At 62.5% G+C, this 22680-nt stretch carries 23 protein-coding genes and 1 pseudogene; 15 read left to right on the top strand and 9 right to left on the bottom strand.

Annotation, left to right across the window (positions count from 1 at the left end; genetic code table 11):
• Positions 1-75 precede the first annotated feature (75 nt).
• Together IVA87_RS10145 and IVA87_RS10140 are read right to left on the bottom strand one after the other, a co-directional pair.
• The gene (locus IVA87_RS10145) at positions 76-918 is read right to left on the bottom strand and encodes an IclR family transcriptional regulator (protein ID WP_247333467.1); all 843 of its coding nucleotides are present in this window, start codon (positions 916-918) and stop codon (positions 76-78) included.
• Between the two features lie 159 nt (positions 919-1077).
• Entirely contained in the window at positions 1078-3207 is a 2130-nt protein-coding gene (locus IVA87_RS10140) for an acetate--CoA ligase family protein (protein ID WP_247306262.1), read from the bottom strand.
• 348 nt (positions 3208-3555) lie between these two features.
• Between IVA87_RS10140 and IVA87_RS10135 the strand changes: the two genes are divergently transcribed.
• The 4 genes from IVA87_RS10135 to IVA87_RS10120 all read left to right on the top strand — a co-directional run bounded on the left by IVA87_RS10135 (position 3556) and on the right by IVA87_RS10120 (position 8271).
• Positions 3556-4251 (top strand): GntR family transcriptional regulator, encoded by a 696-nt coding sequence (locus tag IVA87_RS10135; RefSeq protein WP_247278275.1) that lies wholly within the window; start codon positions 3556-3558, stop codon positions 4249-4251.
• 74 nt (positions 4252-4325) lie between these two features.
• Positions 4326-6059: an oxalyl-CoA decarboxylase gene (gene oxc, locus IVA87_RS10130; protein ID WP_247278260.1), complete on the top strand. Its 1734-nt coding sequence runs from the start codon at positions 4326-4328 to the stop codon at positions 6057-6059.
• A 149-nt stretch (positions 6060-6208) separates the two neighbouring features.
• Complete coding sequence (frc, locus tag IVA87_RS10125) at positions 6209-7486, top strand: formyl-CoA transferase (RefSeq protein WP_247306264.1); 1278 nt, start codon at positions 6209-6211, stop codon at positions 7484-7486.
• 602 nt (positions 7487-8088) lie between these two features.
• On the top strand, positions 8089-8271 hold the full coding sequence (locus IVA87_RS10120) for a hypothetical protein (protein ID WP_247306267.1): 183 nt from the start codon (positions 8089-8091) through the stop codon (positions 8269-8271).
• Between the two features lie 186 nt (positions 8272-8457).
• Here IVA87_RS10120 and IVA87_RS10115 read toward each other — a convergent pair whose 3' ends face one another.
• The 3 genes from IVA87_RS10115 to IVA87_RS10105 all read right to left on the bottom strand — a co-directional run bounded on the left by IVA87_RS10115 (position 8458) and on the right by IVA87_RS10105 (position 9281).
• On the bottom strand, positions 8458-8682 hold the full coding sequence (locus IVA87_RS10115; RefSeq protein ID WP_247278277.1) for a hypothetical protein: 225 nt from the start codon (positions 8680-8682) through the stop codon (positions 8458-8460).
• A gap of 49 nt (positions 8683-8731) precedes the next feature.
• Positions 8732-8974, bottom strand: a complete 243-nt coding sequence (locus IVA87_RS10110; protein WP_247278262.1) for a transcriptional regulator — start codon at positions 8972-8974, stop codon at positions 8732-8734.
• Positions 8975-9071: 97 nt separating this feature from the next.
• Positions 9072-9281: a cold-shock protein gene (locus IVA87_RS10105; protein WP_007593324.1), complete on the bottom strand. Its 210-nt coding sequence runs from the start codon at positions 9279-9281 to the stop codon at positions 9072-9074.
• Between IVA87_RS10105 and IVA87_RS10100 the strand changes: the two genes are divergently transcribed.
• The 3 genes and pseudogenes from IVA87_RS10100 (at position 9280) to IVA87_RS10090 (ending at position 11609) form a co-directional block, all read left to right on the top strand.
• On the top strand, positions 9280-9501 hold the full coding sequence (locus tag IVA87_RS10100; RefSeq protein ID WP_247306270.1) for a hypothetical protein: 222 nt from the start codon (positions 9280-9282) through the stop codon (positions 9499-9501). The genes IVA87_RS10105 and IVA87_RS10100 overlap by 2 nt on opposite strands.
• A gap of 475 nt (positions 9502-9976) precedes the next feature.
• Positions 9977-10294, top strand: a complete 318-nt coding sequence (locus IVA87_RS10095; RefSeq protein ID WP_247333466.1) for a DUF1648 domain-containing protein — start codon at positions 9977-9979, stop codon at positions 10292-10294.
• 551 nt (positions 10295-10845) lie between these two features.
• Positions 10846-11609 (top strand): annotated as a pseudogene (locus IVA87_RS10090) (IS5 family transposase).
• Positions 11610-11786: 177 nt separating this feature from the next.
• Here IVA87_RS10090 and IVA87_RS10085 read toward each other — a convergent pair.
• A complete protein-coding gene (locus tag IVA87_RS10085; RefSeq protein WP_247301212.1) occupies positions 11787-13697 on the bottom strand; it encodes a M48 family metalloprotease in 1911 nt (636 codons plus the stop codon).
• Between the two features lie 16 nt (positions 13698-13713).
• A complete protein-coding gene (locus IVA87_RS10080; RefSeq protein WP_247301213.1) occupies positions 13714-14292 on the bottom strand; it encodes a LemA family protein in 579 nt (192 codons plus the stop codon).
• Between the two features lie 150 nt (positions 14293-14442).
• On the opposite strand from IVA87_RS10080, the gene IVA87_RS10075 reads away from it, so the two are divergent.
• Complete coding sequence (locus IVA87_RS10075) at positions 14443-15114, top strand: PspA/IM30 family protein (RefSeq protein WP_256466465.1); 672 nt, start codon at positions 14443-14445, stop codon at positions 15112-15114.
• Complete coding sequence (locus IVA87_RS10070; RefSeq protein WP_247301215.1) at positions 15114-15398, top strand: hypothetical protein; 285 nt, start codon at positions 15114-15116, stop codon at positions 15396-15398. The genes IVA87_RS10075 and IVA87_RS10070 overlap by 1 nt, the downstream gene beginning before the upstream one ends.
• Before the next feature lie 175 nt (positions 15399-15573).
• Here IVA87_RS10070 and IVA87_RS10065 read toward each other — a convergent pair whose 3' ends face one another.
• Entirely contained in the window at positions 15574-15816 is a 243-nt protein-coding gene (locus IVA87_RS10065; RefSeq protein WP_247301216.1) for a hypothetical protein, read from the bottom strand.
• Positions 15817-16073: 257 nt separating this feature from the next.
• Between IVA87_RS10065 and IVA87_RS10060 the strand changes: the two genes are divergently transcribed.
• A complete protein-coding gene (locus IVA87_RS10060; RefSeq protein ID WP_247301217.1) occupies positions 16074-16487 on the top strand; it encodes a hypothetical protein in 414 nt (137 codons plus the stop codon).
• A gap of 152 nt (positions 16488-16639) precedes the next feature.
• Positions 16640-17083, top strand: coding sequence for an SRPBCC family protein (locus tag IVA87_RS10055; RefSeq protein WP_247301218.1), 444 nt, complete (start codon positions 16640-16642; stop codon positions 17081-17083).
• A 172-nt stretch (positions 17084-17255) separates the two neighbouring features.
• On the opposite strand, the gene IVA87_RS10050 is transcribed toward IVA87_RS10055, so the two are convergent.
• The gene (locus IVA87_RS10050) at positions 17256-18587 is read right to left on the bottom strand and encodes an Hsp70 family protein (protein WP_247301219.1); all 1332 of its coding nucleotides are present in this window, start codon (positions 18585-18587) and stop codon (positions 17256-17258) included.
• Between the two features lie 353 nt (positions 18588-18940).
• Between IVA87_RS10050 and IVA87_RS10045 the strand changes: the two genes are divergently transcribed.
• The 4 genes from IVA87_RS10045 to IVA87_RS10030 all read left to right on the top strand — a co-directional run bounded on the left by IVA87_RS10045 (position 18941) and on the right by IVA87_RS10030 (position 22664).
• The gene (locus tag IVA87_RS10045) at positions 18941-19078 is read left to right on the top strand and encodes a hypothetical protein (RefSeq protein WP_247301220.1); all 138 of its coding nucleotides are present in this window, start codon (positions 18941-18943) and stop codon (positions 19076-19078) included.
• A 498-nt stretch (positions 19079-19576) separates the two neighbouring features.
• The gene (locus tag IVA87_RS10040; protein WP_247301406.1) at positions 19577-20542 is read left to right on the top strand and encodes a tripartite tricarboxylate transporter substrate-binding protein; all 966 of its coding nucleotides are present in this window, start codon (positions 19577-19579) and stop codon (positions 20540-20542) included.
• Between the two features lie 82 nt (positions 20543-20624).
• Entirely contained in the window at positions 20625-21122 is a 498-nt protein-coding gene (locus IVA87_RS10035; protein ID WP_247301221.1) for a tripartite tricarboxylate transporter TctB family protein, read from the top strand.
• A gap of 42 nt (positions 21123-21164) precedes the next feature.
• Positions 21165-22664 carry a tripartite tricarboxylate transporter permease gene (locus tag IVA87_RS10030; protein WP_247301222.1) on the top strand — a complete coding sequence of 500 codons (1500 nt, stop codon included), beginning with the start codon at positions 21165-21167 and terminating at the stop codon, positions 22662-22664.
• Positions 22665-22680: the final 16 nt, after the last annotated feature.

Below are 22680 nucleotides of genomic sequence, written 5' to 3'. Positions count from 1 at the left end.
CCGCATTGTGTCGTTTGGTCGCATATCAGCCAAAACGGCCGATGCTGTCCAGTGACATCACCCCGGTGGTTCTGGTTAGAGGGGCGTCGGGATGACCCCGCCGAGCGCTGCCGTCAGTTCGGCGGCGACATCTCGCACGATTTGTCCGATTTCCGGCAACCTCTGGTCGGTCAGCCGGCTCGTCATGCCGGAGACCGAAATCGCCGCGAGCGGCTCGGCGCAGTCATTGTAGACGACCGCGGCGACACAGCGCAGACCCATGCAGGCCTCTTCATCGTCGAGCGCGTAGCCCTGCTTGCGGATCTTTTCGAGCTCTTTGAACAGGTCGCTCGGCCGCACGATCGACTTCTCGGTCAGGCGGGGCATGCCGTGGTGGCGAATGACGGCGCCGACGTCCTCGTCGGAATAGGTCGCGAGCACCGCCTTGCCGACACCGGAAGTCACCATGGGGACACGGCCGCCGACCTGGGTCAGCGATCGCATGATCTCGCGGCTCTCCATGCGGGTTAGGACGATGATGAACTCGTCGTCGACGACGGCGAGATTGGCGGTCTCGCGGGTAAGATCGCGCAGCTTGCGCAAGTAAGGGATCGCCTGCGTGGAGAAATTGCGCCGCCGCGCGAAGCTCGCGCCGACTGTGAAGCTGCGCACGCCGACATGCCATTTGGATTCGGCGCGGTCGAACTGCACGAAGCGTCGGCTTTCCAGCGTCGCCAGCAGGCGGTGCACGGTGGAGGCCGACAGGCCGGTGCGGACGGCGAGATCGCTGAGGCGATAGCCTTCATCGTCCTCGGCGAGCGTTTCAAGGATCGATAGCGCGCGGTCGACGGACTGCACGCCGCCGTCGCGCACCTCGTGGTCGGCCTCTGCGGTCGACCTTGGCTCGAGCGATTTGCGCCGGATCACGTTCTTCCTCATCGCGACCTGCCGCTTATGCGTCCGTCATTCCGGGATGGTGCGCCGGGACTGCGCGCAGCGCGAGCCTGGCGTACCAGACCCGGAATCTCGAGATCCCGGGGACCCTCCGGGCCGCGCTTGCGCGGTCCCGTCGCGTCGCCCCGGGATGACAGATAACGCTCAGAGCAGCCCTGCCCCGCGCGCCCATTTGTACTTGGCGCCCAGCACCTCGACCGGCAGCTCGGTCGAATAGGCATAGGCCGGGATGCCGTTCTGGTAGAGATATTCGGCGGCTTCCTCGACCTCGACGTCGCCGGCGAGCGAGGCGACCATCGGCTTCACGAAACCCTTGGCCTCCATCTCCTTCTTCACCTCGACCATGTTGCGGGCGAACACCATCGGCGGGGTGACGATGGTGTGCCAGTAGCCGAGGATCAGCGCATGGATGCGCTCATCCGACAGGCCGAGCTTGACGGTGTTGACGTAGGTGATCGGCGGCTCGCCGCCGGTGATATCCACAGGGTTTCCGGCCGCGCCGAACGGCGGGATGAACTTGCGGAACGCCGCATCGAGGTCCGGCGGCATCGACATCAGCGACAGGCCGTTGTCGACGCAGGAGTCCGACAGCAGCACGCCCGAGCCGCCGGCACCGGTGATGATCAGTACGTTCTCACCCTTGGGCGTCGGCAGCACCGGAACGCCGCGGGCGAATTCGAGCAACTGGCGCAGGGACCGCGCGCGGATCACGCCGGACTGCTTGAACACGTCTTCGTAGATCCGGTCGTTACCGGCGAGCGCGCCGGTGTGCGAGGACGCCGCCTTCGCGCCTGCCGAGGTACGGCCGGCCTTGAGCACGACGACCGGCTTCTTCTTGGAGACGCGTTTTGCGGCTTCCGCGAATGCGCGGCCGTCCTTGAGGTCTTCGCAGTGCTGCGCGATCAAATTGGTGTTCGGATCCTGCTCGAAGAAGGCGAGCAGATCGTCCTCGTCGATGTCCGACTTGTTGCCGAGGCCGACGATCGCCGACACGCCCATCTTGGCCGAGCGAGAGAAGCCGATGATGGCCATGCCGATCCCGCCCGACTGCGACGACAGCGCCGCGTGACCCTTGACGTCATAAGCCGTGCAGAAGGTCGCGCAGAGGTTGGCCGGGGTATAGTAGAAGCCGTAGATGTTCGGCCCCATCAGGCGAATGTCGTACTTCTTGCCGACCTCGACGATCTCGGCCTGGAGCTCGGGCGCGCCGGCCTCCGCAAAGCCCGACGGAATCAGCACCGCGCCCGGGATTTTCTTCTCTCCGCATTCGATCAGCGCCGCCGCCACGAACTTCGCGGGGATCGCGAACACCGCGACGTCGATCACGCCGGGCACGTCCTTGACGCTCTTATAGGCTTTGTAGCCAAGGATCTCGGCGGCCTTGGGATGGATCGGATAGATCTCACCCTTGTAGCCGCCGTTGATCAGATTCTTCATCACGGAGTTGCCGATCTTGCCGTCTTCGGCGGAGGCGCCGACCACCGCGACCGCTTTCGGCTGCATGATGCGGTTCATCGCCGCGACGATCTCTTCGGTCGGGCGCGGCTTCGGCTTGGGAACGTAGGCGAAGTCGACGACGATACGAACGTCGGCGGCGGTTGCGCCCTTCGCCGTCGCGAACACCGGGTTGAGGTCGAGTTCGACGATCTCAGGGAAGTCGGTGACGAGCTGCGAGACCTTGACGATGACGTCGGCGAGCGCCGTGCGGTTCACCGCCTCGCCGCCGCGCACGCCCTTTAGGATCTCATGCGCCTGGATGCCATCGAGCATCGAGAGCGCGTCTTCCTTGGTCGCAGGTGCGAGGCGGAAGGTGATGTCCTTCAAGACTTCGACCAGCACGCCACCGAGGCCGAAGGCGACCAGCTTGCCGAACGAGCCGTCGGTGATCGAGCCGACGATGACTTCGGTGCCGCCGGCCAGCATCTGCTGCACCTGAATGCCCTCGATCTTGGCATCGGACTTGTATTTCTTGGCGTTGGAAAGAATGGTCTCGTAGGCCTTTTCGGCCTCCTCGGCCGTCTTGAGGCCAACGATGACGCCGCCGGCTTCGGTCTTGTGGAGAATGTCCGGCGAGACGATCTTCATCACGACGGGGAAGCCCATCGCGGACGCCATCTTGCCGGCTTCGCCCGCCGACTTGGCCACGCCCTCCTTCGGCACCGGAATGCCGTAGGCGTCACAGACCAGCTTGCCTTCCGGCGCCGTCAGGCTGGTGCGGTTGTCCGCCTTGACCTGGTCAAGCACCTTGCGGACGGCATCTTTGGAATTGGACATGTGGCTTCTCCCTTGACCTTAGTTCGTTCTTTGCAAAGCGCGCGCGTGGTTAGCGGCTGCCGGTGATGCGTGCCATTCGCCGCGCTCTGTTCCAGGGCGGAACGGAGTGGCATAAGCCCAAGACTACTCCGCCGGCTTGGATCAAAAATGGCTGGCGATGGCATTTGGTATGCCAGAAGCCAACTTGTCAAGCCAGTGCACCCCTTAGAACGCCGCAAAAAATCGCCAGCTTGACATTCTGGCATGTGGTATGCCAAAAACTTTCCCGTTAATATTCCTGTAAAAGACGACTCCCACTGGAGGAGATTCGTCGTGTCACTACGGAAACCAACCAAGGCGTTGCCGAATATGGCCGAGGCAGACATCGCAATCGTTCGCATTGCCCCGGAGAGCAGCTTCAAGAACAAGGCGTATGACGCCTTGAAGGAAGCCATCCTCAAGATGGACATCTACTCGACGCCCGAGCCGGTGATGCTCGACGAGCGCGCGCTGTCCGAACGGCTGGGCGTCAGCCGCACGCCGATCCGCGAAGCCATCGCCATGCTCGAGCAGGACGGATTCGTGAAGACGGTGCCGCGCCGCGGCATCATGGTGGTGCGCAGGACCAAGACCGAGATCGTCGACATGATCCGCGCCTGGGCAGCGCTGGAAAGCATGGCCGCCCGCCTCATCACCACCACCGCGCGCAAGAAGGACATCACCGCGCTGCGCGACTTCTTCAAGGACTTTGGCAAGGACCGCCTGCCCGAGGATCATGTCGAGGAATATTCGCGCGCCAACATCGCCTTCCACCAGGCGCTGATCTCGCTGTCGGAATCCCCCGTGCTGGTCGATCTCACCAACGACCTGTTGCTGCACGTGCGCGGCTATCGCCAGCTGACCATCGGACGCAAGGACCGCACCGCGACGTCACTGCCCGAGCACCTCGGCATCATCGAAGCGCTGGAAGCGCGCGACACCGAGCTCGCCGAGAAGCGCGCCCGCGATCACACCCTTGGCCTTGCCGCGTACGTCGAAGCGCACGGCCAGGAACTATTCACGTAGCTCTTTACCTAGCAAACGTTCACCAGAAGGGCGAAGCACTCGCCCCACTACGAGAGACCAGGGAGACAAGGCCCATGCTGAATACCGCGACCAAGTCCGAAGCACCGGGCACCGAGCAGGAACTGACGGATGGCTTCCATCTCGTTATCGACGCGCTCAAGCTGAACGGCATCAACACCATCTATAATGTGCCGGGTATCCCGATCACGGATTTGGGCCGCATGGCGCAGGCCGCCGGTATTCGCGTGATCTCCTTCCGTCACGAGCAGAACGCCGGCTACGCCGCAGGCATCGCCGGCTACCTCACCAAGAAGCCCGGCGTGTGCCTCACGGTCTCCGCGCCCGGCTTCCTCAACGGTCTCACCGCGCTCGCGCATGCCACCACCAATTGCTATCCGATGATCCTGATCTCGGGCTCCTCCGAGCGCGAGATCGTCGACCTCCAGCAGGGCGACTACGAGGAAATGGACCAGCTCGCGATCGCAAAGCCGCTGTGCAAGGCAGCCTATCGCGTGCTGCACGCCCAGGACATCGGCATCGGCTTTGCCCGCGCCATCCGCGCCGCAGTCTCCGGCCGTCCCGGCGGTGTCTATCTCGATCTGCCGGCAAAGCTGTTCGGCCAGGTGATGAACGCCGATGCCGGCCAGAAGTCGCTGGTCAAGGTGATTGACGCTGCACCCGCACAGATCCCCTCGCCCGCTTCGGTGAAGCGCGCGCTCGATGTGCTCAAGAGCGCCAAGCGCCCGCTCATCATCCTCGGCAAGGGCGCGGCCTACGCGCAGGCCGATGAGGAGATCAAGAGCTTCGTCGAGAAGAGCGGCGTGCCGTTCCTGCCGATGAGCATGGCCAAGGGCCTCCTCCCCGACACGCATCCGCAATGCGCCGGCGCCGCCCGTTCGACGGTGCTGAAAGAGTCCGACGTCGTCATGCTGATCGGCGCGCGGCTGAACTGGCTGCTGTCGCACGGCAAGGGCAAGAGCTGGGGCGAAGCGCCGAAGAAGTTCATCCAGGTCGACATCGAGCCGAAGGAGATGGACTCCAACGTCGAGATCGTCGCGCCCGTGGTCGGCGACATCGGCTCGGTCGTCTCCGCCTTCAACCAGGCGATGGGCTCAAGCTGGACCGCTCCGCCCGCCGAATGGACCAAGGCGATCACGTCCAAGCGCGAGGAGAACGTCGCCAAGATGGCGCCGAAGCTCATGAACAACAAGTCGCCGATGGATTATCACGGCGCACTCGGCGTGTTGAAGAACGTGATCAAGGAGCACCCCGAGGCGATCCTCGTCAACGAAGGCGCCAACACGCTCGACCTCGCGCGCGGCGTCATCGACATGTATCGCCCGCGCAAGCGTCTCGACGTCGGCACCTGGGGCGTGATGGGCATCGGCATGGGCCAGGCGATCGCGGCCGCACTCGAGACCGGTCATCCCGTACTCGCAGTGGAAGGCGACAGCGCGTTCGGCTTCTCCGGCATGGAGGTCGAGACCATCTGCCGCTACAACCTTCCGATCTGCGTCGTCATCTTCAACAATGACGGCATCTATCGCGGCACCGACGTCAACGGCGCCAACTCCGATCCCGCGACGACGGTGTTCGTCAAGGGCGCGCGCTACGACAAGATGATGGAAGCTTTCGGCGGCGTCGGCGTGAATGCCACCTCGCCCGACGAGCTCAAGCGCGCGGTCAATGAGGCGATGGAGTCCGGCAAGCCGACGCTCATCAACGCGGTGATCGATCCGGCCGCGGGCTCGGAGAGCGGCCGCATCGGCAACCTCAATCCGCAGAGCGTTCTGCAGAAGAAGAAGTAACTGCGGGTCATTCCCCGCGCAGGCGGGGAATCCAGTATTCGCCGGACCATCCATTGTGGCGAGCACTGAGCCCAACCGAAACGATAGCGAATACTGGATGCCCGCCTTCGCGGGCATGACGGAAACAGAGTGGTAACAGGAGCAACACGATGACCAAAGCGCTCGAGGGCGTTCGCATTCTCGACTTCACCCACGTCCAGTCCGGACCGACCTGCACGCAGCTGCTCGCCTGGTTCGGCGCCGACGTGATCAAGGTGGAGCGTCCGGGCGTGGGTGATATCACCCGCGGCCAGCTGCAGGACATCCCGAACGTGGACAGCCTGTATTTCACCATGCTCAACCACAACAAGCGCTCGATCACGCTCGACACCAAGAACCCCAAGGGCAAAGAGGTCCTGACCGAGCTGATCAAGAAGTGCGACGTGCTGGTGGAAAACTTCGGCCCCGGCGTGCTCGATCGCATGGGCTTCCCCTGGGAGAAGATCCAGCAGATCAATCCCAAGATGATCGTCGCCTCGATCAAGGGCTTTGGCCCTGGCCCATACGAAGACTGCAAGGTCTATGAGAACGTCGCGCAGTGCACCGGCGGCGCCGCCTCCACCACCGGCTTCCGCGACGGCCTGCCGCTCGTCACCGGCGCACAGATCGGCGATTCCGGCACCGGCCTGCATCTGGCGCTCGGCATCGTCACCGCGCTCTATCAGCGCACCCACACCGGCAAGGGCCAGCGCGTCACGGCAGCGATGCAGGACGGCGTGCTCAACCTCTGCCGCGTCAAGCTGCGCGATCAGCAGCGCCTCGCCCACGGCCCGCTCAAGGAATACAGCCAGTTCGGCGAAGGCATTCCGTTCGGCGATGCCGTGCCGCGCGCCGGCAACGATTCCGGCGGCGGCCAGCCCGGCCGCATCCTGAAGTGCAAGGGCTGGGAGACCGATCCCAACGCCTACATCTACTTCATCACGCAAGCCCCGGTCTGGGAGAAGATCTGCGACGTGATCGGCGAGCCGACCTGGAAGACCGATCCGAACTACGCCAAGCCGGCGGCCCGCCTGCCGCGCCTCAACGAGATCTTCGCCCGCATCGAGCAGTGGACGATGACCAAGACCAAGTTCGAGGCGATGGAAATCCTCAACAAGGACGACATCCCCTGCGGCCCGATCCTGTCGATGAAGGAGATCGCCGAGGACCAGTCGCTGCGCGCGACCGGCACCGTGGTCGAGGTCGATCACCCCACCCGCGGCAAATACATCTCGGTCGGCAACCCGATCAAGCTGTCGGATAGCCCGGCGGACGTGACCCGCTCGCCCTTGCTCGGCGAGCACACCGACGAGATCCTGCGCTCGGTGCTCGGCTTCAGCGACCACCAGGTCGCCGATATCCACAAGTCCGGCGCACTCGATCCGCCGCAGAAGCAGGCCGCGGAGTAAGCGGAAAGCAGTTCGCCGCGAGACAAAGGGCCGCCCGTCGAGGCGGCCCTTTTTGCATGAGAATGCCTGCCATCACGGGGCATCAACGCAAAAAGTCGAAAAACAACCCCATGCACAGTAGCTAACTCCTTGGTCGAAAAGGGATTGCTGATTTTTCGAAACATTCTTTGACCCGTCGGGCAAAACAGGAGTATTATGCCATGGTCCAAAGCTACGGAATCAGGCTCGGGGCTTGCACCCTTCACCCGCCCTTCGCCCTCGTCTGAACGACACTGCGAGTGTCCGAACGACTTCGCCGAGCAGTTGCAGCGTCTTGGCTTTGAATCCGCGGAATGTTCGGCCAAACCAACGTTGAATTCAGATTGGTCATCGAGGAACCCATACGGTGACCCACGGTTATGATCCTGACCGGTGCGCTCTCAGAAGTGCGGGCGCACCTCCTTCACGGCGAGTGACTGAGCGCCTCGCAAGAGATCTGTTCAACGCTGAAGACTTGGCCGCCTTTCTCGTCCGGAGGGTGTCTATCCTTGTCAGCGTGGGCGCCGGAGGCGTGGCATTCAGCTATCGTCCGGACCACGCTCGTTGATCAAAACGAGGTCGAAATGTTGAAAGATCAATCCTCTGATCGCGCCAAGCGCGAAGCCAACAAGGCGTTCAAGCCTGTCAAAACCCAAAAGCCGATGAATGACTATGCGAAGGACCAGCAATCCTTCAACGAGAATCGCGAGCGATTGAAAGCGGAGCGATTGGCCCGCGAGGCCAAGCCCAAGAGCCACTCCGAATAGCAGCGTTGTGGACCAGTTCCGGATCGCACTGGACGAGCTGCATCGAAATGGGCGCCCGACGCCGGCCTAGAGCAAGATCCGGACCCGAAGCGCCGCGTTAGCGCAAGTGTGAACCGGTTTTCCGAAAAGATCACGGTCAAACAATGACCTAGGCGCGATGGCGTTTCATCCCGATCTCATCGCACTTTAGAGCATCGAGAGCACGACGACCCCGTCCTCGAGCTCCCCCGAAGCGAGCCGCGTTCGCGCGATGCGCTCGAATTCCGTCCGGTATTTCTGAAGATAGCTGAAGGCCTGCTTCTGCGTCTGAAACGTGGTGGCCAGTCGGCACATCTGCCGGCCCGCGCCGAGCGCGAGAAAGAAAGTGATGGTGCCACCGCCGTCCGATTTAATTCTAGGCACGACCCGCATCCTTTGCATGTGACCGGCCCTCCGGATGTCGTCGGCAGTATGGAGACGACTATCGCCGCAGCTTCTTGTTGCGCTTGGCCGTTACAGGCGCCGGCAACGATGCTTGAAGGGTTGCGTCGGCGACTTCCTTGGCTTCGCGCAGCTCTCGAAGCCGCGCCATGTTCTTGCGAACGTCCACGGCCTGCTTTTCGGCGTCCGCCATGGCGCGCGCGCCTTCTTCAGCGGCCAAACGCTGGCGATTGGAGCGTGCGACGGCTTCAGGCGACGGTTCAGCCGATCTCTTGGCGCTCATTGTTCACCTGCTCGACAACGGACAAAACCCGCTCAATCGGGGGATCGAGCGGGTAGCGTGGCCGTTTCAGTACATCCGTGAAACGGCGCCAGGGCCTTTATGCCAGCGAGAGATTCTCTGCGCTGACCTTGCCCCGCATCTTGTCGGTCTTGAGCTCGAAGTTGACCTTCTGGCCCTCAGCGAGACCCGCAAGACCAGCCCGCTCGACCGCGCTGATGTGAACGAACACATCATTCCCGCCGTCGTTAGGCTGAATGAATCCAAAGCCCTTTTGGCCGTTGAACCACTTCACAGTACCTGTCGTCATGTTCTTCTCCAAAGCGCACACGCGCACATTCCGCGTGAACGTCACGCAGAAAAAATTCATTTCGTCGATGTCTCTGGAAAAGGAGCCCGCAGGCGCATTCAACAAGGCACAGCGGCTGAACGAACAGCCTCAACATATACCTCATCATCGTCAATTGCAAGGCTTGGCGGAATTTAATGCGCCCATGAGATCGGCGGACGTTTCCGGCTTTGAAGATTGACGCCCGCACGAATGTCCGCGGCGAAGTGAGCTACGCCATTCGCAAGCGTCGATCTGACGCTAGCAGGCTCTATTGGCCGAGAGTGTCAATGGATGGACCGCTATCGAGCGCCCACCGCGCGGCCGGCAAGCTGTTCACCGAAGAACTTCACCACGTCTGCCTCTCCCGCGGCCTGCGCTGGCGAACCGAGACAAACGAGAACGACGGTGACAGCCCAAAGCGTGCGCAAAGGAAGCCCTAGGGTGCGTACTCATAAAATCTGCTGCTAAGAGTAGGCGCGGGTGATGTCCGCTGTCCTCCAACAGCGGCGCGAAAGCGGACGTTGTCGGACTTCCGAGAAGGGCCAGAAGCGGTCGTAGCGTCCATCAATCTACCAGCAACCATAGGTAACAGACGCGAGCGGCTCCATCTAAACAAGAATGGATTGCTTCTCCATCTCTGGGTAGTCTCGGCCAATTTTGAGAAGGCGGAAAGCATGATGTCAGCAGACTACGTCTTTGGCTTCGCTATCGCGTTGGTCGTCGGGTTGAACCTGTATCGTGGCCCGCGCATCGCAAGCGAGCGTGTTGCCATGCAATGGGGTCGCAACGGCGAGCCGACTTGGTACGCCGCAAAATGGCTCGCAATGTGGGGGATGATTGCCTTCATGGCCGCCGTCCGTCTCTTCATTTGGGCGGCTTCAACATATGCGCCGCAGCATGTGCACGGTGCTGAATTGGGAATAGTAATTTTCTCGTTGATCGCCGCCGGTTCTCACATGTTCGTTTTGATGAAGGTGAGAGGGCCCCTCTGAAAAGCTAGCGCAAGTCTGCTTCGGGTCAAAGGCTGACCGTTGGCAGGCAATGGAGCAGGTCGGCAACGGGCCAATATCAGACCCGGCTGGGTGCCGACGCCAGCGAAGTGTATGACACTACCTACTCTTCAGCGCGCCCGCTGCGAGCGTCGGTCTTCTTTGGGATCGGTGCTGGTCGCGAGATACGCCCAAATCTGGACTTAGGATGGCTAAAGGTTCCGGGGATAGCCTTCTGGTTGCACTCGCCAGACTGAAACCTGAGGCAGTGCAGTTGCTCTTCGAAGGCGCAAGTGCATGGTTGAGGCTTTTTGTTATCGTCTGGCATCGTGCCCTCGCATTGCCGCGATTACCCACGGGTGTAGGTAGGCATTCTTTCGCTCTGATAAGAGATGGTGCTCAAATTGTATCGATTGTCGGAGGCGAAGTCCGCTTTGGGTCATGAACGACAAAACTCAAGGTGAGCATAATAGGTCCGCTTTCGGGTGCATAGCGACCAGTTGAGCCTGCCAGCCGAGCCATGATTCAAGCCATCCATCGGAAGGGGTCGAATCATGCGCTACGAACTCACGGACTATGAGTGGTTTGCGATTAAGCCGATGCTGCCGAATAAGTCGCGCGGCGTGCCACGAGTGAATGACCGTCGTGTCCTCAATGGCATCTTCTGGATCTTGCGATCCGGGGCACCGTGGCGCGACCTGCCGGAAAGCTTCGGTCCGTACACGACCTGCTACAATCGGTTCGTTGGCTGGCGACGGGCGGGCGTGTGGGCCAAGCTCATGAGCGTACCGGCTGGTGCCCATGATGCTGCCGTGCAGATGATCGATACATCCATTGTTCGCGTCCATCAACATGGGGCCTGTATGACAAGGAACCATCGCCAATCGATGGGAAGGTCACGCGGCGGTCTTACAAGCAAAATCCACGCGGTGGTCGATAGCAATCGTCTACCGATACGGCCTGCGTTGAGTCCCGGCTAGGCGCACGACGTTGACTTGCCGGAAAACTGCTGTCTCGTCTCAAATCCGGATCAATGCTGCTTGCCGACCGTGGCTATGACGCCGACTGGATTAGGGAGCTTGCCGTGAAGAAGGGCGCGTGGGCCAACATCCTGCCGAAAAGCAATCGCAGCGATCTGATCTGCTTTAGCCCGTACCTCTATCGCGCTCGCAACCTCGTCGAACGGTTCTTCAACAGGATCAAGCAGTGCCGTCGGGTGGCGACGCGCTACGACAGGGTTGCAGGAAACTACCTTGCCTTCGTCCAACTCGCACCTATCCGCCTATGGCTGGCCGCGCGTTATGAGTCCGCGCCCTAGTCCGTCATGAGATGACGGGAGAACGACAGCGGAATGGTGGCTTCGCTTCGTCAGTGCCGGACTCGCTTCCGGCGCCGGGGCCCGCGCGCCGGTCCCTTTGGTTCTCGACGGCCCTGCCGCGGGGCGAACCGATGAATCGTCGGTGATGATCCGAAGCTAACCAATCGGACTTTCGCCCTAAGCGTCCTTGCCCACGCGGCCTCGGCGCGCCGTGCACGAAACAAAATCCAACGGCGCCCTGGCAAGGGCCTCGATCTCGGCCCGCTCCAGCGGCGTCAGCGCCGGCGCGAAATCGGCCGCCGCAACGCGCTCGCGTAACGCAGCGATGGCGGCCTGATGCTCTGCGGTCGCATACGACCTTGTTGCAACATCGAGACCGGGATCGCCGAAGAAGCGATGAATGACCCCGCTGAGCGTCTTGCGGGATCTGAAATATTTGAGGATCGCCTCGTCGCGGCCGGCGGGCGGCGCTTCGCCGACGTACCGCGCAGCACTGGCGTTCAAGGCCAGATATCTGGGCAATGAGATCGAATTGGCGTCCCGCGGCACTTCGGTGACCTTGTGAAGCCCGCGGTCGCCGACCGAATAGCGCTCGGTCTGGAAACAGCCAGCGCGCCGGACTTCGGCCAGCTGAGCTTCCGCCGTGGCGATATTGCCGAACGTTCCGTTCCACTGGCTGGCGGGCCCGGCCGTCTCCTGGCGGGTCATCGCCGGCCCCGCCGCCATGATCCCGACGAGATTGGACTCGCCGCGATGCGCCCCGAGCATCTTGTCGATCGACGCTTCGTCGCAGCCGACCGGCGCGTTCGCCAGTCCGACGAGCTTGCCGATCCCCTGCATCTGGCAGCGCATTCCCTCGCCGCCCATCGCGAAGAACGTCCGCATCGGCGCAGGGTCGAGAGCCCGGGCGAGCGCCGCAGGCCCGGTGAGGTCCGAGCGGTGGATCCACAGAAACACGGCGATCGCGGCGATTGCGCCCGCCGTCATTTCCCACGTCAGGCCGAGCCTGTTGAAGTCGGAATCGAAAGAGGCTGGCGCAAGCCAAGACCTCGCCGCGCGGGTAGCCGACGGACGGCGACCAAACCCGGCTCCGGACCGGAGCTCGGGCGGCCGCGTGTCCCGCCGTGCAGGCGCGATCAGCGCCATCGATCCCGTGACCGAAACGATCGCCGCCACGCGCTCGGCGATCGTGGGATGGGTCGCGAAAGCCCCCTGGTGCGCGCCATCGATCATCATGGCGTCCTGCCCGGCCGCGAGTCCGGGAATGGCGCTGCGCCCGTCAATACGCTGCAACGCCGAGACGAGCGCGGACGGATTCTGCGTCAAGCGGACGGATTCCGCATCGGCGATGAACTCGCGTGCCGATGCGATCAGCAGACGCGTCAGGTGGCTGCCGTCGAGCGCAAGGCGGCGAAGCAGCGAGACGACGAGGATGAGCACCACCATAATCGGCAACGCGATCGCCAGGATCGGCAGCGAGCAGGCTTCCCAGATCCGGTTGACCTGCCTCTTGTTGCGCCGCGGCTGGAGAAAGCTCAGCGTATCGAGGCAGATGTTGGTCGCCGCGATCAACCGGATGTCTTCGTTGACCACGTGAACGATCTCATGGGCGGCGACGGCGGCCAGTTCGTCGTCGTCCAGGACGTCGATCAGCCCGCGCGTGAAGACCAGCACGGCGTCCTTTCGCCTGATCCCGCAGGCAAATGCATTGAGCGCAGGGCTGTCGATGACGCCGACATAGGCCGTCGGCAGGCCGGCCGCGATCACCAGTGGCTCGACAATGCGGCAGAGCCGCGGCTCATCATTGTCGTCGACGAAGCGGAAGTTGGTCCTGCCGCGCACGGTGCGAACGTGCCAGGCCATCTGCACTGCGAACAGCAGGCCGCCGGCAACGGTGACGATCGGCACCCAGCGCACGAGGTAGCCCGTCCAGCCGTAGAGCGGCGCGTGCTCGGGGTCGAGCATGGCCAGCGGCACCACGAGCGCCAGTATCGCGAGCAGATGGAACGCGACGACGAAACCCGCGAACAATGCGAGCGAGCGCGTGTCATTGCGACGGACGTGGCCGTAGAGCCCGTTCACCCGCATGGCAAACTCTCTTCAATCAGAATTTGACCGCTAGGGGCTCGTCGATCAGGACGCGTTCGATGCCGAGGTCGTACGGCTTTCGTGCGCCCATCCTGAACAGGCGGCCGATGTAGCTGCCGGGAAACTGACGCAGCGTCGTCGCGTATTCCTCGACCGCCAGATTGTAGAAGCGACGCGAGGCGGTGATGCGATTTTCCGCATCGACGAGTTCGCTGCGCAACTCGGCGAAGTGCGTGGATGCCTTGAGCTCGGGATAGCGCTCCGCCATGCCGATCAGGGCGTTGATGTTTTGTGTCAGATCCCGCTCGGCGCTGAGCCGCAGCTCCGGGGTCGCGGCTTGCAGCGCGTCGGCGCGCGCCTGCGTGACGCCCAGCAGAATGTCACTTTCGTGCTTAACGAATGCGCGCACCGTCTCCACCAGGGGAGGAATCAGGTTGTGACGGTGCTTCAGGTGAACGTCGATATCGCCGAACGCCGTGTCACAGCGCTGATCGAGCGCGACCAGGCGGTTATGCGTCGCGTATGCGATGTAGGAAGGTAAGGCAATCAACAAAAGCAGCGTCGCGAGACAGACAACAAGCAATGTCAACAGCATGACCCGCTCTCCCTTGGGTACCTTCCGGAACGGTACCGCAATGCGGTTGCGGATTCGTTGCAAACAATAGCTAAAGTTGTCGAATGGCGTAACAGTGCCTTAAAACAATCCTGTGCCTACTCGGCGCCAATTTCATAAAAGGGGTTCGTCATGGCTGAATCGATTTTCGCGCGCGTGTCCCGTCTGCTCTCGGCAACTGTCGAGGACACCGTTGACCGTATGGAGCAGGCCGGCAGCGATGCCGTCATGCGCGAGGCCATCCGCGAGGCCGATCGCGCAATCGATCAGGTGAAAGCAGAGCTTGAAGCTGCGATGGCGCGTCGGTTGCAAGCGGCACGTCAGCAGAAGATGCTCGCCGAGCGGGCCGACGAGCTGACCGCCAAGGCCAAGTTCGCCTTGAACCAGCAACGGGATGATCTCGCCGAAGCTGCGTTGTCCCGCCAGATCGACTTCGAAGCACAAGCCAAGCAACTCGATGCCGTGCAGCAACAGGCCCGCGAGCTGGAGCAGCGACTTGAAGACAGCCTCACCGCGCTTCAGGCGCGCAAGCGTCAGATGGAGGATACGCTTCAGGCCTTCCTGATGTCACGGCAGGAGGCCGCGCTCGGCGGCGATGGCCCGGCTCGGCCGAACCGTGCTGCGGAGAAGAAAGTCGACGCGGCCGAAAAGGCCTTCGATCGCGCCATGGCCGGAGCGGGCGGTGTTGAATTCACGCGCACTGATGCGAGCACGATAAATCGCGTGGCCGAAATCGACGGCATGCGGAAGAGCGCAACCGTCGCCGAACGGCTGGCGGCACTGAAAGCCGAACAGGCCGCCTGATGATCCGAAAACCCGCCGCGGCATGGACTCAGCGGCACGAAGACGGAGCCGTCCGAACCATCCGCACGGCCTCTGCGCTCGCGAAGACCAGCTACAGCGGGGCACGACGCGCCGGCAAGGCCGTTGTCGGACTGATCTGCTACTTCTTCGCGGCGATCTGGGGCTTTGCCGCGCTTGCTTCGGGCCTTGCCGGCAGCCTTCCAAGCCTAGTCGGCATCGGCGCGATGGCTGCATTCATGTTTTGGGCGGGCCGCCGGTCCTTTGCAGCGGCACGCGCAGCTTGATTTCTACGCCACGCGAAGTGAGTGGCGGTCGGCCCGTTGGCCTCGTGGACGCCGCACGCAGCCCATCGGACTCCCCCAACGAGTCCTTCGAATTGCGGTTCGCGCTCCCTCGTAGACTATAGGAAGACCGCTGAAACCAAGAAGCCCTCGCTGGTTTCGAGGGCTTTCAACTCAATCACTTCCGTGCGCCGCTCTTCTTTGTGGACTGGCCACCTGGAGTGCTGGTGCCTGAGCTGTCGGTCGTGCTGGAAGACGTGCCCGTCGTCATCCCACCCTTCGATTTAGCGGTGCTCTTGGTGGTATCGCTTGTTCCGGCCACTCCGGCCTGCGCGCCCTGCTGGCTCTGACTCGGTTGCGCCAGTGCCGCGGTTCCCATCATCGAGGCGATCATCGTACTCACTAAGAGCTTCGTTATCATTGATCTATCTCCCGTCCTGATCGCGAACAACAGGCCGGCGCGCTCCGCGTTCCTCCGGCGCGGCGGTTCTAGGCCCGAACCGAACCTCATCGCGGATGGGGCCATTTGAGAGTTCATCTAACTCGCATCGCATCAATTTGATTCAACTGGCTGCGTTGGTCGCAAAGAAGCGTTCTCTGTTCCTGAAGACCGTCTTGACCGGATTCAACTGCCCTTAATGTCTGGCGCTTCAACCTGCCACAAACGGGAGCACGAGCATGCGTCTGTTGGTATTCGGTTTGATCGCCGTTGGCATCGCCGGTTTTGCTGCCTACGACCAGTACGACAAGAAGGCGAATTTTCAACGCGTCGATGCGCGCGTCAGCGCTGTGACCGATCAGTGCTACCTGGAGAAGGTCGAGCGCGGCATTTTCTCCAAGACGACGTCGACCTCTGATCTGCTTCGCTGTGACCAGGCCGAAATCCTGACGCGCGAACACCCGAAATGGCAGGGCTACGAAATCAAGCACAAGATCGAGGTCAAGTTCGCCTATGTGTCTCCGGTCGACGGGACCACGCATTTTTCGAGCCTGAGGATGTCCGGCTTCCCCAACGGTCAGCCTTTGCGCATGGGGGACGTCCTTCCGGTTCTGGCATCGAAGACCAAAGCGGACAAGACACGCCAAGCCTGATTGGCCGGGCCGGCGCGCGAACCATCGCAGGCACCGACGCCCAACAAAAATCTGCAAAGCCGTGTCGGATCGGCAGCCTCCCCGTCGTCCTCGTGACATGAATGGGCCATAGACGCCAAACTCGGCCCATCAATTCACTGAGGATAACAATCATGCCCAGCACTGTCCGTCTGCACCGCGTCTTGGCCACCAGCCCGGAGAAAGTCTATCGCGCCTTCCTGGAGGCCGACGCGATGGCGAAATGGCTTCCACCGAACGGCTTCACCTGTACCGTGCATCATTTCGAGCCCAAGGTCGGGGGCACGTTCAAGATGTCGTTCCGGAATTTCACGACGGGCAACAGCCATTCGTTTGGCGGCGAATATGTCGAGCTCGTCCCGGGCGAACGCCTCCGCTACACCGACAGGTTCGACGATCCTAACCTGCCGGGTGAGATCCAGGTCACCGTGATCCTGAAGAAGGTCTCGGTCGGCACCGAAGTCGACATCACGCAGGCCGGCATCCCCGACGTCATCCCGCCGGAGGCCTGTTATCTCGGCTGGCAGGAATCGCTGCGCAACCTGGCACGGCTCGTCGAGCCGGAGATCAACCAATAGCCGGTCCGCGTTTGACGCAGCGGGGTGATCTGTTCGACCAAATTCGCAGATTTCCCCGCCTCGTCGAATGAACTCTCCGAGAGAACAACTCACATCGAGTCTGCAGATATCTACGGAGCCCAATTGAGCTGCGGCTGCGTGCGAGGCAGATCCGATCCATTGCGAACGATCGTTACGCGCCCGCCCTCGATTCAAGCCCGCCGCCGGCGGTCCATCTGTCCGGGTCGGGGCTGTGTCCGATCAGCGCGAGACCATACGCGATCGACTCGAACTGGTCGCCCGACATCAGCCGTTCGTTACCGAAACGGTCGGCGAACAGCTTTCGGACGGCCGGCACGAAGGACGTGCCGCCGGTCAAAAACACCTTCTCCACCTCGCGCCCGGTGATGCCCGCCTCGCCCAGCACCTTGTCGACGGTGGCCCCTAACCGGGCGATATCGTCGGCAATCCAAGATTCGAAATTTTTCCGTGTGATGGCCGCGCCGATGTCGACCCCGCCACCTCCAAAGCGGAAGTCCACCTCGTCCTGCGCCGACAGCGCCACCTTGGCGTCGGACACCGCGCGGTACAGCGAAAAGCCGAGGTCGAGATCGACGATGGTAATGAAATCCTCGAGCAGAGCCGGCTTCAGCGCGGTGCGCGCAAGCTCGCGCAGCTCGCGCAAATCGCCGTTGCTCTTCATCATCGCGAGCTGATGCCAGCGGGCGAGGTTGGTGTAGTGGCCGCTCGGGACCGGCAGCACCTTGTCGAACGAGCGGAAGCTGGAGCCTTTGCCGAGCCGCGGCGAGACCACGTGGTCGACAATCCGATAGTCGAGCGTGTCGCCGGCAATGCCGATGCCGGCGTGTCCCAGCGGTTCGGCGCGAAGGCTGCCGCCTTTGCGCGAGAAACGCATCACGGAAAAGTCGCTGGTGCCGCCGCCAAAATCCGCAACCAGCACGGTGGCATCCCGCTCCAGCCGGCGGGCGAAGGAAAACGCCGCGCCCACGGGCTCATAGACGTAGCGGGCGTGGCCGGCACCTAAGCGCTCGAACGCGGCGCGATAGCGCTGCATCGCCAGCGCCTCGTCGGGATTGCCGCCGGCAAAGCGGACGGGGCGGCCGACCGTGATGTTTGCGGCCTCGAAGCCGAACCGGTCGCCGCCGTGGCGCGCCAGCGTCCGCAGGAACGCCGCCAAAATATCCTCGAACTTGTAACGCTGGCGGAACACCTGGGTGGTGTTGAAGCTGGAGCTCGCCGCAAACGTCTTGAACGACTGGAGGAAGCGGTAGACGTGGCGCCCTTCGAGAAACTGCTCGATCGCCCATGGACCGCCCTCGGCCTGGGCGCCGGCTCCCGGCCTTTCCTCCCAGAAGCACAGCGCCGACACGTAGACGCTGTGGCGCTGTCCGCCATGGTCGAAGCGGATGGCCTCGACCCGGCGGTCGTCCGCCGCGAGCGCGACGACCGTATTGCTGGTTCCAAAATCGATGCCGATCGAGACGGCGGGCGAGGCGCTCGACATGAACCACTCTGACGGATGATTGGATAAGGGGGCGGACCACTAACGGCTTTGCACGACCGTGCCAAGACCCACCGTTGCAGTGCGGCCGGAACTTGGCGTCCCATCGCTGCAAGATCCCGCGCGATCCGGGATGATTTAGCCAGCTTTTCGCACCTTCGCCCACTGGAACGACATCCCCGCCCGGGCATAAGCAATTTTATTTCCGAAACGGCTTCGTTAATCCAGCATTATGCTGCAATGCGAAAGCTTGCGTACTGCTATGCAAACAAGAGCATAGACACTGGTATCTGGTATACATAGATTGCCTCGAAATGAGACAGCAAGGCTGACTGTTCTCAAGAAAGGGATTTCCGATGTCCAAGACCGCTTCCGTTGCCCTGGCCCCCTCCTCCTCGCTGTTCGCCCGCCTGATGGCCGCGATCGACAGCCTCCTGATGGCGAGCGCCAGGATCTCGAATCACAACGGCGACCTGCCCCGTTTCGGCCTGTAAGAAGACCTTGCCCGCCCGCCCAACGGCGAGATGGCAGACCTAGCAGACCCTACGTTCGATCAAATGGCCTCGCATGTCGGGGCCATTTTCGTTTTGCGGCTTGCCCTGGCCCGCGACCACAACTGCGACGATTGGTCCGCTGGTGGGGCCCGCCGATCAGATTGTTTGACGGCTGGCATCTCGCATACCATTCGCCCGAACGATTGCGCGATCAAAGGCCTGAGAGGGGAAACAGCAACGCAGGGCGGGGCGGCCGAGGGGCACACCTGCCGCGAGCGTTGGCGGAGCCTTAGCCGAAAGGAGCGGATGCCGCGCATTGTCCCTACTCATAGAGTTTCTGCCGGACTGCCATGGGAAATCGACCGCAAGAGTGACCCCAGGCATCCGAATCGAGATGGGCTGACGCAAGCCGACAAAGATCGGCTGCGTTGAGGATTCGACAGGGAGAGAAACAAGATGAGGCCATTCGTTCTGAATGTCGCTTTGGCGGCAATCGCGATGTCGTGCGCCAACAGCACCGCAAGCCGTGCTGCCTGGGAGCCCGTCCGTCCGGTCGAGTTCATCGTGCCGGCGGGCACCGGCGGCGGCGCCGATCAGATGGCACGCACCATCCAGGGCATCGTCACCAAGCACAATCTGATGAAGCAGCCGCTCGTCGTCATCAACAAGGCCGGCGGCGCGGGTGGCGAGGGCTTCCTCGATGTGAAGACGTCGTCGGGCAATCCGCACAAGATCATCATCACGCTGTCGAACCTGTTCACGACGCCGCTGGCAACGGGGATTCCGTTCAACTGGAAGGATTTGACCCCGGTGGCGATGTTGGCGCTCGACGAATTCGTGCTCTGGGTGAATGCCGAGAAACCGTACAACACCGTCAAGGACTACCTCGACGCCGTGAAGAAAGCCCCGAGCGGCTCATTCAAGATGGGCGGCACCGGCTCCAAGCAGGAAGACCAGATCATCACCGTCGGCATCGAGAAGGCAATCGACGCAAAATTCACCTACATCCCCTACAAGGGCGGCGGCGAAGTCGCCGTTCAGCTCGTCGGCAATCACGTCGATTCGACGGTCAACAATCCGATCGAGGCGGTCGCGCAATGGCGCGGCGGCAAGCTCCGTCCGCTCTGCGTCTTCGACGCTCAGCCGATGGCCTATGACGAGCCGATCGCCGACGGCAAGGCCTGGAAGGATATTCCGACCTGCAAGTCGCAGGGCCTGGCGATGGAATATCTCATGCTGCGCGGCATCTTCATGTCGCCCAAGGCCACGAAGGATCAGATCGAATACTACGTCGAGCTGTTCAAGAAGGTCCGCGCCACGCCGGAATGGCAGGATTTCATGAAGAGCGGCGCCTTCAACACGACATTCCTGACCGGAGCCGAATACGCGAAGTGGGTCGAGGCCGAGGAGAAGCGCCACGAAGGCTTGATGAAGGAAGCCGGCTTCCTCGCATCGGGGAACTGACCCGCGACATCGACGGCTGAGGACGCTGGATCGTCCTCCCATCTGCCGCGACCGCGCAAGATTGCGTCCGCGTGGAGGTCCCATGACTGAACGATCCGGATCCGAATCCGGCCCCGCACACAAGACGCTGGAAATCGGCATGGCGCTGTTGATCGGCGTCTTCGGCCTGGTCGTGATCTTCGGCAGCCTGAAGGCCGGCATCAATTGGGGCGCGGAGGGCCCGCGTGCCGGCTTCTTCCCCTTCTATGTCGGCGCCGCCATCGTCGGCGCAAGCGCCATCAACCTCTGGAGCGCGCAGCGCCACGACGACGGCCGGCTGTTCGCAGAATGGGGACAGCTTCGCCAGGTCATGAGCGTCGTCGTGCCCACCGCGATCTATGTCGGCTCGATGCCGTTCATCGGCCTCTACGTCGCCTCGATGATCTTTATCGCCTGGTTCATGCGCTGGCTCGGCGGTTATCGCTGGCTGACGACCATCGCGGTGGCGATCGGCATGCCGGTCGTGACCTATCTCGTTTTCGAGCGCTGGTTCTTGGTTCCGCTTCCCAAGGGCCCGTTCGAGGAATGGCTTGGTTTGTAAGAGCTGCGCCGCCATCCCGTTATTGCTGCAGGACGTATCGATATGGAAGAGTTGGCCAACCTGTTTCACGGCTTCGCGGTCGCCCTGCAGCCCTACAATATGATGCTGATGATCATCGGCATCACGCTCGGAGTCATCATCGGCGTGCTGCCGGGGCTCGGCGGCGCCAATGGCGTTGCGATCCTCCTTCCCCTGACCTTCAGCATGCCGCCGACGTCGGCGATCATCATGCTGTCCTGTATCTATTGGGGCGCATTGTTCGGCGGCGCCATCACCTCGATCCTGTTCAACATACCCGGCGAGCCCTGGTCGGTGGCGACCACCTTCGACGGTTATCCGATGGCGCAACAGGGCAAACCCGGTGAGGCGCTCACGGCCGCCTTCACCTCCTCCTTCGTGGGCGCGCTGTTTGCCGTCATCATGATCACGCTGGTCGCGCCCCTCGTCGCGGGTTTCGCGCTGCGATTCGGTCCGGCGGAGAAGTTCGCGGTGTACTTCCTCGCCTTCTGCAGCTTCGTTGGCCTCAGCAAGGAGCCGCCGTTCAAGACCATCGCGGCGATGATGATGGGCTTTGCGCTCGCGGCGGTCGGCCTCGATTCGATCACCGGCCAGTTGCGGCTGACCTTCGGCGTCACTGAACTGCTCAACGGATTCGACTTCCTGATCGCCGTGATCGGCCTGTTCGGTATCGGCGAGATCCTGCTGACCATGGAGGAAGGACTGGCTTTCCGAGGCGGCAACGCCACCATCAATCTTCGGGTCGTGCTTCAGACCTGGCGGGAATTACCCGCGTACTGGCTGACCTCGCTGCGCTCCTGCCTGATCGGGTGCTGGATGGGCGTCACGCCCGCCGGCGCAACGCCGGCCTCCTTCATGAGCTACGGCATCGCCAAGCGCCTGGCGCGACGCGGCAACAATTTCGGCAAGGGCGAGATCGAGGGCGTGATCGCGCCCGAGACGGCCGCCCATGCCGCGGGCACCTCGGCGCTGCTGCCGATGCTCTCGCTCGGCGTGCCGGGCTCCCCGACCGCCGCCGTCCTGCTCGGCGGATTGTTGATCTGGGGCCTGCAGCCCGGCCCCATGCTGTTCGTCGAGCAGAAGGAATTCGTCTGGGGCCTGATCGCCTCGATGTATCTCGGCAATCTCGCCGGCCTCATCGTCGTGCTCACCTGCGTGCCGATCTTCGCCGCGATCCTCCGCGTGCCCTTCGGCATCATCGCGCCGCTCATCCTGGTGCTCTGCGCGATCGGCGCCTATTCGGTGCACAACAGCACCTTCGACGTGATGCTGATGCTTGTGTTCGGCGTGCTGGGCTACCTCCTGAAGAAGTGCAACTACCCGCTGGCACCGCTGGTGCTCGCCATCGTGCTCGGCGACAAGGCGGAGGAAGCCTTCCGCCAATCGCTGTTGGGATCGCAAGGATCGCTCGGCGTGTTCTTCTCCAATGGCCTCGTCAGCACCATCATGGCGCTCGGCCTGGTCGCCCTGTTCTGGTCCGCGATCCAGGAAGGCTACAGCCGGCTGCGGACGTCGATGGTGTGACGCGCGCGACCCGGCG

Source organism: Bradyrhizobium sp. 147 (assembly GCF_023073935.1).
Taxonomy (GTDB): Bacteria; Pseudomonadota; Alphaproteobacteria; order Rhizobiales; family Xanthobacteraceae; genus Bradyrhizobium.
This window is presented reverse-complemented; position numbering and strand designations above follow the sequence as displayed.

Coding starts and splice junctions, on each gene's coding strand:
- IVA87_RS10135 (WP_247278275.1), top strand. CDS start 3,556: ATGGCCGAGGCAGACATCGCAATCGTTCGCATTGCCCCGGAGAGCAGC.
- IVA87_RS10085 (WP_247301212.1), bottom strand. CDS start 13,697: ATGCGGGTGAACGGGCTCTACGGCCACGTCCGTCGCAATGACACGCGC.
- IVA87_RS10100 (WP_247306270.1), top strand. CDS start 9,280: ATGTTCTTCTCCAAAGCGCACACGCGCACATTCCGCGTGAACGTCACG.
- IVA87_RS10110 (WP_247278262.1), bottom strand. CDS start 8,974: ATGAGCGCCAAGAGATCGGCTGAACCGTCGCCTGAAGCCGTCGCACGC.
- IVA87_RS10030 (WP_247301222.1), top strand. CDS start 21,165: ATGGAAGAGTTGGCCAACCTGTTTCACGGCTTCGCGGTCGCCCTGCAG.
- IVA87_RS10115 (WP_247278277.1), bottom strand. CDS start 8,682: ATGCGGGTCGTGCCTAGAATTAAATCGGACGGCGGTGGCACCATCACT.
- IVA87_RS10045 (WP_247301220.1), top strand. CDS start 18,941: ATGTCCAAGACCGCTTCCGTTGCCCTGGCCCCCTCCTCCTCGCTGTTC.
- IVA87_RS10075 (WP_256466465.1), top strand. CDS start 14,443: ATGGCTGAATCGATTTTCGCGCGCGTGTCCCGTCTGCTCTCGGCAACT.
- IVA87_RS10105 (WP_007593324.1), bottom strand. CDS start 9,281: ATGACGACAGGTACTGTGAAGTGGTTCAACGGCCAAAAGGGCTTTGGA.
- IVA87_RS10140 (WP_247306262.1), bottom strand. CDS start 3,207: ATGTCCAATTCCAAAGATGCCGTCCGCAAGGTGCTTGACCAGGTCAAG.
- IVA87_RS10055 (WP_247301218.1), top strand. CDS start 16,640: ATGCCCAGCACTGTCCGTCTGCACCGCGTCTTGGCCACCAGCCCGGAG.
- IVA87_RS10145 (WP_247333467.1), bottom strand. CDS start 918: ATGAGGAAGAACGTGATCCGGCGCAAATCGCTCGAGCCAAGGTCGACC.
- oxc (WP_247278260.1), top strand. CDS start 4,326: ATGCTGAATACCGCGACCAAGTCCGAAGCACCGGGCACCGAGCAGGAA.
- IVA87_RS10060 (WP_247301217.1), top strand. CDS start 16,074: ATGCGTCTGTTGGTATTCGGTTTGATCGCCGTTGGCATCGCCGGTTTT.
- IVA87_RS10120 (WP_247306267.1), top strand. CDS start 8,089: ATGTTGAAAGATCAATCCTCTGATCGCGCCAAGCGCGAAGCCAACAAG.
- IVA87_RS10035 (WP_247301221.1), top strand. CDS start 20,625: ATGACTGAACGATCCGGATCCGAATCCGGCCCCGCACACAAGACGCTG.
- IVA87_RS10070 (WP_247301215.1), top strand. CDS start 15,114: ATGATCCGAAAACCCGCCGCGGCATGGACTCAGCGGCACGAAGACGGA.
- IVA87_RS10050 (WP_247301219.1), bottom strand. CDS start 18,587: ATGTCGAGCGCCTCGCCCGCCGTCTCGATCGGCATCGATTTTGGAACC.
- IVA87_RS10095 (WP_247333466.1), top strand. CDS start 9,977: ATGATGTCAGCAGACTACGTCTTTGGCTTCGCTATCGCGTTGGTCGTC.
- frc (WP_247306264.1), top strand. CDS start 6,209: ATGACCAAAGCGCTCGAGGGCGTTCGCATTCTCGACTTCACCCACGTC.
- IVA87_RS10065 (WP_247301216.1), bottom strand. CDS start 15,816: ATGATAACGAAGCTCTTAGTGAGTACGATGATCGCCTCGATGATGGGA.
- IVA87_RS10080 (WP_247301213.1), bottom strand. CDS start 14,292: ATGCTGTTGACATTGCTTGTTGTCTGTCTCGCGACGCTGCTTTTGTTG.
- IVA87_RS10040 (WP_247301406.1), top strand. CDS start 19,577: ATGTCGTGCGCCAACAGCACCGCAAGCCGTGCTGCCTGGGAGCCCGTC.